General features: G+C 66.0%; 10 protein-coding genes. All 10 read right to left on the bottom strand.

Translation table 11 applies throughout. The annotated features are described in order from the left end of the window. Positions 1–46: 46 nt before the first annotated feature. The 10 genes from ndk to G6N33_RS20750 all read right to left on the bottom strand — a co-directional run bounded on the left by ndk (position 47) and on the right by G6N33_RS20750 (position 12499). Entirely contained in the window at positions 47–457 is a 411-nt protein-coding gene (ndk, locus tag G6N33_RS20795) for a nucleoside-diphosphate kinase (protein ID WP_044507082.1), read from the bottom strand. Positions 458–501: 44 nt separating this feature from the next. After that, on the bottom strand, positions 502–810 hold the full coding sequence (locus G6N33_RS20790; RefSeq protein ID WP_081662022.1) for a DUF4233 domain-containing protein: 309 nt from the start codon (positions 808–810) through the stop codon (positions 502–504). A 56-nt stretch (positions 811–866) separates the two neighbouring features. Then, on the bottom strand, positions 867–2333 hold the full coding sequence (gene folC, locus G6N33_RS20785; protein ID WP_044507084.1) for a bifunctional tetrahydrofolate synthase/dihydrofolate synthase: 1467 nt from the start codon (positions 2331–2333) through the stop codon (positions 867–869). Then, positions 2330–4978: a valine--tRNA ligase gene (locus tag G6N33_RS20780; protein WP_044507086.1), complete on the bottom strand. Its 2649-nt coding sequence runs from the start codon at positions 4976–4978 to the stop codon at positions 2330–2332. Before G6N33_RS20780 ends, folC begins: the two co-directional genes overlap by 4 nt. Before the next feature lie 86 nt (positions 4979–5064). Further along, the gene (locus G6N33_RS20775) at positions 5065–5682 is read right to left on the bottom strand and encodes a LysM peptidoglycan-binding domain-containing protein (protein WP_044507088.1); all 618 of its coding nucleotides are present in this window, start codon (positions 5680–5682) and stop codon (positions 5065–5067) included. A 106-nt stretch (positions 5683–5788) separates the two neighbouring features. Continuing rightward, positions 5789–7045: a saccharopine dehydrogenase family protein gene (locus G6N33_RS20770; protein ID WP_101528155.1), complete on the bottom strand. Its 1257-nt coding sequence runs from the start codon at positions 7043–7045 to the stop codon at positions 5789–5791. Between the two features lie 143 nt (positions 7046–7188). Next, a complete protein-coding gene (locus G6N33_RS27100) occupies positions 7189–7758 on the bottom strand; it encodes a transglycosylase family protein (protein WP_170310410.1) in 570 nt (189 codons plus the stop codon). A 1082-nt stretch (positions 7759–8840) separates the two neighbouring features. Continuing rightward, on the bottom strand, positions 8841–9422 hold the full coding sequence (mobA, locus tag G6N33_RS20760; protein WP_044512109.1) for a molybdenum cofactor guanylyltransferase: 582 nt from the start codon (positions 9420–9422) through the stop codon (positions 8841–8843). Between the two features lie 24 nt (positions 9423–9446). Beyond that, the gene (locus G6N33_RS20755; RefSeq protein WP_044507092.1) at positions 9447–10550 is read right to left on the bottom strand and encodes a 2-oxoacid:ferredoxin oxidoreductase subunit beta; all 1104 of its coding nucleotides are present in this window, start codon (positions 10548–10550) and stop codon (positions 9447–9449) included. Then, positions 10547–12499, bottom strand: a complete 1953-nt coding sequence (locus G6N33_RS20750) for a 2-oxoacid:acceptor oxidoreductase subunit alpha (protein WP_101528690.1) — start codon at positions 12497–12499, stop codon at positions 10547–10549. Before G6N33_RS20750 ends, G6N33_RS20755 begins: the two co-directional genes overlap by 4 nt. Between the last annotated feature and the right edge of the window lie 4 nt (positions 12500–12503).

Genomic DNA, 12503 nt, shown 5'->3' with positions numbered 1-12503 from the left:
TACGACCGTGACCCCGAACCCCGACTTTGCGCTCGCGGACGGGGCGCTAAGCGCCGGGAAACCATAGCGCGATTTCGCGCTTTGCTGAGTCGATCGAGTCTGATCCGTGCACCAGATTGAATTGTGTTTCCAGACCGAAATCGCCCCGAATAGTGCCGGGTACGGCCTTCTCCACCGGGTCGGTACCCCCCGCGAGCTGCCGAAACGCCGCGATCGCCCGCGGCCCCTCCACGATTGCCGCGACGACCGGTCCCGACGTGATGAAGTCGAGCAGCGACCCGAAAAATGGTTTGCCGTCGTGCTCGGCGTAGTGCTGGCTGGCCAGCTCCGTGCTGACATGGCGCAGCTCGAGCCCCGCGATCGTGAGTCCCTTGCGCTCGATTCGGCTGATGATCTCCCCGATCAGGCGGCGCTCGACGCCGTCGGGCTTGATCAGTACCAAGGTCCGTTCCGTCACGGCGGACAGCGTACAGAATGAATCGAAACTGAGCCTGACAGCGGTTACTCGTGCTGCTGGCGGCGCCGGACCTCGGCGCGGAAGTACACAATCAGCAGCCATAATCCGCCGAACAGCACGCCGATGAAGCCGACCCCGGGATAGACCGCGAATCCGGCCACGACGATGCCCTGAACGCCGAGGTTGACCCAAATCGCCCAGGGCCTGCCCTGCACCCCGCACAGCAGGATCAACAGCGCGGCCAGCCCGATCAGATAACCCAGTGAGGCGCCGTTGAGGCCGCCGCCGACCTCGCCGACCACCGGTATCGCCAGCAGCACCACGACGGCCTCCAGGATCAGCGTCGCGGCCATGACCCCGCGGAAACCTTTCCAGGGGTCGGCAGCGGGCGGGGGCTGGCCGCTATCGGTCACTGCGGATCACGACCAAACAACGTGCGCGCGGCCCCGGCGGTGACGACCGATCCGGTGATCACCATTCCGGTACCGGAGAACTCACCGCCATTACCATCCGAGCCGTCCAACCCTTCCGAGGCCGCGTCGTCGACTAGCGCGGTGGCCACGTCGATGGCGTCCCGCAGGTTTGCGGCGGTCAGCACGCGGTCAGGTCCGAACCGTTGCTCGGCGGCCAGCGCCAGCGACTCGACGTCCAACGCTCGTGGTGACCCGTTGTGGGTCACCACGACCGAATGAAAGGCCGGTTCCAGGGCCGCGAGGATGCCGTCGACGTCCTTGTCGGCCATCACGCTAAGGACCCCGACGAGGTAGCGGAAGTCGAATTCACTGTTCAGCGTCTCCGCCAGCGCGGTCGCACCGGCCGGGTTGTGTGCAGCGTCAATAAAAACCGTTGGGGCACTGCGCATCCGCTCAAGGCGTCCGGGGCTGGTGACGGCCGCGAAACCGGCGCGCACCGCCTCGACATCGAGCTGGCGCTGCGCTCCGGCACCGAAGAACGCCTCGACCGCCGCCAGCGCGACCGCGGCATTGTGCGCCTGATGCTCGCCGTGCAGCGGCAGGTAGATGTCGGAGTACACCCCACCGAGGCCCTGCAACTGCAGCACCTGCCCGCCGATCGCAACCTGACGGCCCATCACCGCGAACTCGGAGTCCTCCCGGGCCACCGCCGCATCGGACTGAACAGTCTGCGCTAGAAGTACTTCCATGGCTTCGGGCGCCTGCCGGGCGATCACCGCGACGGTGTCGGGGGCGCCGTCGGGGGCCGTGGTGATGATGCCGGCTTTCTCGCCGGCTATCCCGGCGATGTCCGTGCCGAGATAGTCGACATGGTCGACACCGATTGGGGTGATGACCGCGACCGGCGCGTTGATCACGTTAGTGGCATCCCAACGACCGCCCATGCCCACCTCGACCACGGCGACCTCGACCGGCGCGTCGGCGAACGCCGCGAACGCCATCGCGACCAGGACCTCGAACTTGCTCATCGCCGGACCACCGGCGGCTTGCGACTGCGCGTCGATCATCTGCACGAACGGTTCGATCTCGCGGTAGGTGGCCACGTATTGCGCTGGGCTGATCGGCTTTCCGTCGATTGCGATGCGTTCCACGGCCGACTGCAGATGTGGACTGGTGGTGCGTCCGGTACGCCGGTGCAGTGCGGTCAGCAGCGCATCGATCATCCGCACCACCGAGGTTTTGCCGTTAGTGCCCGCGACGTGTATCGACGGATAACCCAGCTGGGGTGAGCCGAGTAAGTCCATCAGGGCGCTGATGCGGGTCAGGCTCGGTTCGATTTTCGTTTCCGGCCAACGCTGATCGAGCACATGCTCGACCTGCAGCAGGGACGCGATCTCGTCCGGCGTCGGGGCCGCACTGGCGGCTCCCCCAGGATGGTCGAGCCAGTCCGGCGAGTCGGTCATTGCAGCCCGGCCAGCCTGGCGTTGATGCGCTCGGTTTCCTCCTGGGCCAACCGCTGTCGATCACGAATCTTGGTGACGACGTTCTGCGGTGCCTTGGCCAAGAACTCCTCGTTGCCCAACTTTGCTGCGGTAGAAGCCAATTCCTTTTGCGCCACGGCCAGGTCCTTCTCCAGCCGGCGCCGCTCGGCGGCGACGTCGATGGTGCCCGAGGTGTCGAGTTCGACGACGACGGTGCCGCCGCTGAGCCGAACCTCCAATGACACCGAGGCGCCGAACTCGGGTCCCGGCTCGGTGAGCCAAGCCAGCGAGGTCACCGCGGCGACCTGAGTGTTCAGGTCGCACTCTTCGACACCGGCCAGCCGGGCCGGCACCTTCTGCCGGTCGGCAAGGCCCTGGTCGCTACGGAATCTGCGGATTTCGGTCACCAACCGCTGCATATCGGTAATCCGTTGATTGGCAACGGGATCCAATTCTATTCCGGACGACTGCGGCCACTCGGTGATGACCAGCGACTCTTCGGAGGTCAACGCCTGCCACAGCGCCTCGGTGATGAACGGGATCACCGGATGCAGTAACCGAAGCAACGTGTCCAGCGTCGCGGCCAGTACCGCAGTGGTTCCGGTGAGTCCGTCGGCCAGCTGCGTCTTGGCCAGCTCCACGTACCAGTCGCAGAATTCGTCCCAGGCGAAGTGGTAGAGCGCCTCGCAGGCCCGGCTGAACTCGTAGCCGTCGAACGCCGAATCAACCTCGGCGCGAACCTCTTCCAACCGCCCCAAAATCCACCGGTCGGCATCGGTCAGCTCGGCCACTGTCGGCAACGGGACCACCGCCGCACCATTGAGCAACGCGAAGCGGGTCGCGTTGAACAACTTGGTGCAGAAGTTGCGCGAGGCCCGAACGTGATCCTCGCCGACGGACAGGTCGCCACCGGGGCTGGCGCCGCGGGCCAGAGTGAACCGCAATGCGTCGGCCCCGAACAGCTCCACCCAGTCCAGCGGGTCGATGACGTTGCCCTTGGACTTGCTCATCTTGCGGCCGAACTCGTCGCGAATCAATCCATGCAGGAAAACGTCGGTGAACGGAACCTGCGGCTTGCGAGCCCCGTCGAGGGTAATCGCGTCGTCACCGCCGACGAAGGTGCCGAACATCATCATGCGCGCCACCCAGAAGAACAGGATGTCGTATCCGGTCACCAAAACGCTTGTCGGGTAGAACTTTTCCAGTTCGGCAGTCCGCGACGGCCAACCAAGGGTGGAAAACGGCCACAGCGCCGAGGAGAACCAGGTGTCCAGCACGTCGGGGTCTTGCTCCCAGCCCTCCGGCGGTGTCTCGTCGGGGCCGAAGCACTTCTGTTCGCCGTTGGGCCCGTACCAGATCGGGATACGGTGGCCCCACCACAACTGCCGCGAAATGCACCAGTCGTGCATGTCGTCCACCCAGGCGAACCAGCGTGGCTCGAGGCTCGCCGGATGAATCACGGTGTCGCCGTTGCGAACCGCGTCACCAGCAGCCTTGGCGAGCGATTCCACCCGAACCCACCACTGCAGCGACAGCCGCGGCTCGATCGGTTCACCGCTGCGCTCGGAGTGCCCGACACTGTGCAGGTATGGCCGTTTCTCCTCGACAACCCGGCCCTGCGCCGCCAGCGCCTCACGCACCGCGACGCGGGCCTCGAAGCGATCCATGCCGTCGAATTGCGTTCCGGTGTCCACGATCCGGCCCTTGGTGTCGAGGATCGAGATCATCGGCAGCTCGTGGCGCAACCCGATCTCGAAGTCGTTCGGGTCGTGGGCGGGCGTGACTTTGACGGCGCCGGTGCCGAATTCGGGGTCGACGTGTTCGTCGGCGACGACGATGAGGTGCCGGTCGAGGAACGGGTGCGGCAGGGTGGTGCCCACCAGATGCCGGTAACGTTCATCATTGGGATGCACCGCAATCGCCGTGTCCCCCAACATCGTTTCGACCCGGGTGGTGGCGACGACGATGTGCGGTTGCGAGTCGTCCAGCGACCCGTACCGGAACGACACCAGTTCGCCTTCGACGTCGAGGTAATTGACCTCGAGGTCAGAGATTGCCGTTTCCAGCACCGGCGACCAGTTCACCAGGCGTTCGGCCCGATAGATCAGCCCGGCGTCGTAGAGCCGCTTGAAGATGGTTCGCACCGCGCGGGACAAGCCCTCATCCATGGTGAATCGGTCGCGGTCCCAGTCGACGCCGTCGCCCAGGCGCCGCATCTGGCCGCCGATCGCGCCGCCGGATTCCCGCTTCCAATCCCAGACCTTCTCGATGAACAGCTCGCGGCCGAAATCCTCTTTGGTCTTGCCGTCGACGGCGAGCTGCTTTTCCACCACGCTCTGGGTCGCGATGCCGGCGTGATCCGTGCCGGGCTGCCACAACACCTCATAACCCTGCATGCGCCTGCGGCGGGTCAGGGCGTCCATCATGGTGTGTTCCAGTGCGTGGCCCATGTGCAGGCTGCCGGTGACGTTCGGTGGTGGCAGCACGATCGAGTAGCCCGGTTTGGAGCTCGTCGGGTCCGCTTTGAAGTAGCCCGCGTCCACCCACCGTTGATAGATCGTCGTTTCCATCGCGCCGGGATCCCACGACTTGGGCAGCTCGGCGGCGGGGTTGGGGCTGGCGGTCACCGGTCAATTCTAGGAAGCCTCGCCTGGCCGTGTGTAAGCGCCCGATCCCGCGTGGGCTCGGTCACTCTGGGCTTGGCCGGCGCCGCTCAGGGAATGGTCAGCACCTGGCCAGGGTGAATCAGGTCGGGATCGGCGACCCCGCTGGCGTCGGCGATCACGCGATACTTGCTGCCATCACCGTAGAAACGCTCCGCGATCGCCCACATGGTGTCGCCGGACACGACGGTGTAGGTGCCCGGCGGACGCGCCCCGGGGGTCTCCCCAACCGGTTCCGGCGCGGCCTCGGGGACCGATTCGCCGACGGATGCTTCAGTGACGGGAGCCACGCCGCTGGCCCCCGGTTCCGGGGCGGGTGCCGGAGGCGGCGGGCCGTCGGTTTGGGTGTTCGTCGCCCACGCCGGGCCGTCGGCCGCGTAGAGCACCAGGTTGCCGTCGTCCTGAAGCACCAGCCGGGCGTCCGCCTTGCCCTGCGTGTCGGTGTGCCAGACCGGCTTGTCCGGCGTGTACAGCACGAAGTTGCCGTCCGACTGGAGTTCGGCACGCGCCACCTCCTGGCCATTGGTCGCGCTCGCCCACAACGCTTCACCCCGCGCGGCCAGCACCAGGTTCCCGTCGTCTTGCAGGGTAAGGGTGTAGGCGCCGTTGTTCGAGGCGAGCGACTGTCCACGCTCCAGCTTTTGCCCTGGAGTCAGCGTGTCTGACATGGCTTCCTCTCGTCATTCTCACCGATGTCGGTCCGAGACGGCATACCCCTTCGGCGCCGCCGGAATCATCGGGACCAGTTCGAGCGAAAGCTATTGCGGCAGTGACTTAATCCAGCCGTTCGGTCCGCAGCGACACACCGGCGGCCGGAAGCCTGGTCAGCAACACCTCACCCATTGCGGCCGCGGGCGTCAGCACACCGTGCAGGTCCGGGAGTTTGTCGCGATCGAGCGCGAGGGCCAAGCCGCACTCCCCGAGCAGCACCGAGGTCGCCTGATAGCCCGGGTCGCCCCGTTGTTCCATCCTGGCCACGTAACGCGCCCCGCTGGTCGTGGTGGTGTAGGTCTCCAACCGGTAGTAACCACGCTCTCGCACACGCGAACTCGGGCCGGTGCCGGATTTGGGCAGGATGCGCTCCACCAGCGGCAGGGGCAGCAGCCGGGAGTAACGGCTGCCCAGCTCGAACGACGCGTTACCGACACCCGCCATGAGGGCTGCTGCCACCGGAGCCAGCGGCGACGAGCCGACACTCATGTGTTCGCTGTATCGGAACCGCCGGCCATAGGACCAGTCGAGCAATCCGTTGCTGCGCCGCACAATTCGGGTGTTGATCGGGGCCATCAAGAAGCCGGCCGTCCAGACCCCTTCGAGCTCCGGCGCGATGTACCGACCACGCCGCCAGGGCAGGTCGGGCTGGCGCCCGAGCTCGGGTTCTGCACTGCGATCCGTGCTCAGCGTGTAGGGATCGGTGAGGCGGCGGCGTAGCTCCGGGTCGCCGGACGCCGCCCGCAGTACCCCCACCAGTGAGGCCACCGTCCCGCCCGACAACCCGCCGAACAACGAGCGCATCACGAAGTGGGTGTCGCCGAGTTCACCCGTGCCGTCGTCGCGGGCCGTGCGGTACAGGGCATAAACCGTCATGTCGGAGGGCACCGAGTCGAATCCGCAGCAGTGCACTATCCGGGCACCGGTGTCGGCGGCTTGTTTGTGGTAGAGGTCGATCGCCTCGCGGATAAAATTCGCCTCGCCAGTCAGGTCCGCGTAGTGAGTGCCTGCCGCAGCGCACGCGGCCACCAGCGGCATCCCGTACCGCGCATAGGGCCCGACCGTTGTGACGACGACGTGGGTGCGGGCGGCCATCTCGTGCAGCGTGGACGGCGACGACGCGTCGGCGGTCAGCACGGACCAGGACTGCGCGCCCGACCCGAGGCTGTCGCGCACCCCTTCCAACCGCTCCGCCGACCGGCCGGCCAAGGCAATTCGCGCGCCGGCGCCGGCGCGGGCGAGGTATTCAGCGGTGAGTTTTCCGACGAAACCGGTCGCCCCGTACAGCACGATGTCGAATTCACGCCCCGTTGCGGTCATCGTCGCGACGGTACCGGATCCTCAGCTGCGGCCCGACGGCCCGCGCACCGAGCGGTGCGCGTTGACGCAACGCGGTGAAAAGGAAATGCCGGGCACCCGCGCCCGGCATTTCCTACGGCAGAGCCGCCGTCGATCACTGTTGGTCAGCCGCGGCGGCCGCAGACCGGCCAGGCGCCGATGCCCTGCGAGTGCAACACGTTCTCGGCCACCCGAATCTGCTCCTCGCGGCTGGCGCCGGCGGGCGAACCCGAGCCGCCGTTCGCGTGCCAGGTGCTTGGGGTGAACTGCAGGCCGCCCGAGAACCCGTTACCGGTGCTGATCGACCAGTTGCCGCCCGACTCGCACTGCGCGATGGCGTCCCAGTTGACGCTGTACGCCCGGACCGGCGGCGGAGGCGGTACATCCGGCCCCGGGGGCGGGGGCGCCACGTTGGGGTCGAAACCCACCGGCGCGGGCGGCGGCGGGGCGTCGGGTGCCGGCGGCGGCGGCGGAACGTTCGGGTCGAAACCCACTGGCGCGGGCGGCGGCGGGGCGTCCGGTGCCGGCGGCGGAACGTTCGGGTCGAAGCCGACAGGCGCCGCGGGCGCGTCGGGGGCCGGAGCGTCGGGAGCCGGGGGCGGCGGGGGCACATCCGCGCTGGCGGTGGCGGACGGCACCGTCACCAGCGATCCGGTAAGGGCAGCGAGGACGAGCGTTCGGCGGACGTTGTTCAAGGTGTTCCTTTCGCGGTGCGCGCGCGCCAAAGCAAACCCACCGAGGGTGGGTTTAGGTATTGCGTGAACTGGAAATGGTGCTTTGGAACGTGCCGTCTCGGTTCGGCACGACAGCGGGGCGTGATCTGCCCGGCGGGCCACAAGCCGCCAGCTGCCGAGCGGCAATCGCCGCCCGCAGCCCCGCTCACACACGGGTCCGTGGATTAAATTTTCGGTTGGCCTTTTCGGGCTAAAACGCACCGTAGGTGACCCGCAGGCGTTCGTCATCTTCGACACGCGGCTATCTCGAGACGATAACGAGAAGATCACGGCGCGCAGTGCCAAATCTTTGTGCAGGTCACGCCTGGCTTTTCCGCGGATCATCGCAAGTCAAGATCCGCACGCAATGGTGACCCGAATCACGCATTTTTTGTGACGTGGGCCACCACTTTTGCGCGTTTAGAACCGCGTCTTGACGGCCCGCGCGACGCCACCGGAGCCTCCGTCACAGCAAGGGCCCAAACAGGGGATGCCATCCAGCTGGCCGCTGAAAGGATCTCTCTATCACTCCAAAACTGCCCTACCGCAGCCTGATTCACAACACTTGACGGTTCGCTTCCGAGATGCCTTGTGCCCAAATAGTTAACGCGTCGTACCCGGGTCTTGACAGATATTTCCACCGAGTTTCACAGCGTTTCAACGGCTTAACGCTTGCCGGTGCAGCGGGTCACACCTCGCGGCCGACACTACTGCTGCACTGCAGGGGCCCAGTCAGCACGCACCCAACCCCGGTTTGCGACCCGACAATTCCCTGACAACAGGTGCGGCGGGGTTTGTGGAAAATCTCGATCATCACTTCCCACGGTAAAGGCCCTGGTTCATTCGTCGGCGGCCCCGAATTTTCCTCCGCCCCAATGCCATACGTCGCGAGATTCGTATGCACAATTTCCGAGCCGGCCCACAGTGACCGATTAACGCGAATAATGAATGAAAAGAAACTGAATAGCCAATTACTTAGCCAGCTCCGCAATTACGTCACGGATCGCGAATAGCGCGCCGTGGGGAAAACTAATTCCCGCCGTGGTGGTCGAAGCGGCGGCCTCTCAGGCGCTGGAACGCACCAACGCGCGGAACTCGGCGTCGGTGTTGACGTTGGTCAACGGGCGCGAATCCGACAGCACGATCTGCTGCACGTCCGAAGCATCGATCAGGGCGCTCATCTTGCGCTCGCCCGCGGCCACCAGCGCATCGATCCGGTCGGCGAGATCGGTCCGGTACACCGCAGCCAGGTAGTGGCTGCGACCGTCCCACGGCAGCACCACTTCGGCGTCGGTCTTGCTCGCGAGCAGCATCAGCCGATCGATCAATTCGGCTGTGAGCAGCGGCATGTCGACGGCGCACACAAAGGCGTACGGTGCGCCGGCTTCCGCGGCCGCGCGCAATCCCCGCCCGGTGGCGGGTAGCGGTCCGAGCCCCTGGATCTCGTCACGGACCACGCGCGCGGTCAGCTGAGGTAACGGCTGACCGGGGGCGGCCACGACAAAGATCGGATTGCACCGCTGCGAGAGAACGCCGACGACGAACTCGACCATCGTCGCCGTTCCGTCCGGACCCGGCAGGGTGGCCTTGTCGCGACCCATGCGTCGCGATTCGCCCCCGGCGAGAACTACCCCGGCCAACGACATGGCATCGGTCACTACCTCTGCCCCCTAGTCGACGGTCCAGGTGTCGCGCCCGCGCAGCAGCGATTGGAGCGCGGCCGCGTCGAACGGGGTCGACGACCGGGCCGCGGCAACCTGGGAGCGGGCGGCGTCGTCGTAGGTGGGCCGGGTGATGTCCCGGAAGATGCCGAGCACGGTGTGGTCCAGGTTCTGCTCGGAGAGCCGCGACAGGGCGAACGCGTACGCCGAGTTATCCGCGTGCGCATCGTGCTTGACGATCTCTTCGACCGCCACGTCAGCGGTCTTGGCGACCTCGAGGCTGAAGCCGGACTTCACCACGCAGTATTCGCCGTTGGCGCCGAACACAATTGGCTCGCCGTGCCGGACGTTGATCACCCGATCCTCGGCGCCCTCTTTGCGTAACGCGTCGAACGAGCCGTCGTTGAAGATCGGGCAGTCCTGCAGGATCTCGACCACCGCGGCGCCACGGTGCTCGGCCGCGCCGCGCAACACCTCGGTCAGCCCGGCCCGGTCTGAGTCGAGTGCCCGGCCGACAAAGGTCGCCTCGGCGCCCAGCGCCAGCGACACCGGGTTGAACGGATGATCGAGCGATCCCATCGGCGTCGACTTGGTGATCTTGCCGACCTCGGAAGTCGGTGAGTACTGGCCCTTGGTCAACCCGTAGATCCGGTTGTTGAACAACAGGATGGTGATGTTGACGTTGCGGCGCAGCGCGTGGATCAGGTGGTTGCCGCCGATCGACAGGGCGTCGCCGTCGCCGGTGACCACCCAAACCGACAGGTCCTCGCGGGCCAGCGCCAAACCGGTGGCGATCGCAGGGGCACGGCCGTGGATCGAGTGAAAGCCGTAGGTCTCCAAGTAGTACGGGAACCGGCTGGAGCAGCCGATCCCGCTGACGAAGACGATGTTCTCGCGGCGCAGCCCCAGCTCCGGCAGGAAGTTGCGAATGGTGTTGAGGATGACGTAGTCACCACAGCCCGGGCACCAGCGCACCTCTTGGTCGCTGGTGAAGTCCTTGCTCTTCTGTGGCTGATCCTCAGGGGTCAAGGTGGGCACGCCGTCGTTCTTCTTCAACCTCGGCGTCAACCCGAGGTCCGTGCCCGCCAGGTCGCCAGCAATCCCACTCGTCATGCGTTAGCTCCCGCTCCAACAGTTGCTGCCGCCATTCTGGCGACCATCGTCTTGTCTTGCTCGATCTCGGCAAGCGTTCCCGCCAACGCCGCCCGGATTACCCGCCCGATTTCGTCGGCCAGGAACGCTATGCCCTGCACCTTGGAGACCGACTGCACGTCGACCAGGTACTTACTGCGCAGCAACATCGCGAGCTGTCCCAGGTTCATCTCCGGTGCCACCACCCTCGGGTACCGCCGCAGCACATCACCGAGGTTAGCCGGGAACGGGTTCAGGTAGCGCAGATGAGCGTGCGCGACCTTGATGCCCTTGCGCCGCGCGCGTCGGCAGGCCTCCCCGATCGGACCGTAAGAGCTGCCCCAGCCGATCAGCAGCAGCTCGGCGTCACCCGTCGGGTCGTCGACCTCCAGGTCCGGGACCTTGATTCCGTCGATCTTGGCCTGGCGCAACCGCACCATGAGGTCGTGGTTAACCGGCTCGTAGGAGATGTTGCCCGAGCCGTTGGCCGCTTCCAGGCCGCCGATGCGGTGTTCCAGACCCGGCGTGCCGGGCACCGCGAACTGGCGGGCCAGCGTCTCCGGGTCGCGCGCATAAGGCTGGAACGGTTCATCCGGCTTGGCGAATGCGTGCGTAATCGGCTGCAACGACGAGACATCCGGGATCTGCCACGGCTCCGAGCCGTTAGCGATCGCGCCATCGGATAGGACGATCACCGGGGTGTGGTAGGACACCGCGATGCGCGCCGCCTCGATGGCGGTCTGGAAGCAGTCGGACGGCGACTTGGGCGCCACCACCGCCACCGGCGACTCGCCGTTGCGGCCGAACAGCGCCTGTAGCAAGTCGGCCTGCTCGGTCTTGGTGGGCAGCCCGGTCGACGGGCCGCCGCGTTGCACGTCGATGACCAGCAGTGGCAGCTCGGTCATCACCGCCAGCCCCAGGGCCTCGGACTTCAGCGAGATTCCGGGCCCCGAGGTGCTGGTGACTCCCAGTGCACCGCCGTAGGAAGCGCCGATCGCGGCGCAGACGCCGCCGATCTCATCCTCGGCCTGGAAGGTGATGACGTTGAAGTTCTTGTGCCTGGACAGCTCGTGGAGGATGTCCGAGGCGGGCGTGATCGGGTAGCTGCCGAGGACGACGGGAATGTTGGCGAGTTGTCCGGCCGCGACGATCCCGTAGGCCAGCGCGGTGTTGCCGGAGATCTGGCGGTACTCACCCGGCGGCAAGGTCGCCCGCGATACCTCGTAGGTGGTGCCGAACGCCTCAGTGGTTTCGCCGTAGTTCCAGCCCGCCTTCAGGGCGAGCACATTGGCTTCGGCGACGTCAGGCTTGCGGACGAACTTCTCCCGGATGAAGTTCTCGCTGGTCTGGATCGGTCGCCCATACATCCACGACAGCAGACCGAGGGCGAACATATTCTTGGCCCGCTGGCCGTCTTTCTTGGACGCGCCGATCGCCTCGACGGCGCCCAACGTCAGAGTCGTCATCGCGACCGAGTGCACGACGTAGTCGGACAGCTCGCCGGTCTCGAGCGGGTTGGCTACATACCCGACCTTGGTGAGATTGCGCTTGGTGAATTCGTCGGAATTGGCGATCACCATTCCGCCGCGCGGCAGATCGCCAATGTTGGCTTTCAATGCGGCCGGATTCATGGCAACCAGTACGTCCGGCCGGTCACCGGCCGTGAGGATGTCGTAGTCGGCGATTTGAATCTGGAAGGACGAGACACCGGGCAAAGTCCCTGCAGGTGCCCGAATTTCGGCGGGGTAGTTAGGCTGGGTCGCCAAGTCGTTACCGAAGAGCGCTGCCTCCGAGGTGAACCGGTCGCCGGTTAGCTGCATACCGTCGCCGGAGTCGCCGGCGAACCGGATGACTACTTGTTCAAGGCGCTGACGGTCCGACGCGCTGTCGTTATGAGATTCAGATCCGGTTCCGCTACCGTTCGGATCCACGTCT

The sequence above is a fragment of the Mycobacterium simiae genome, from assembly GCF_010727605.1.
Lineage (GTDB): Bacteria > Actinomycetota > Actinomycetes > Mycobacteriales > Mycobacteriaceae > Mycobacterium > Mycobacterium simiae.
This window is presented reverse-complemented; position numbering and strand designations above follow the sequence as displayed.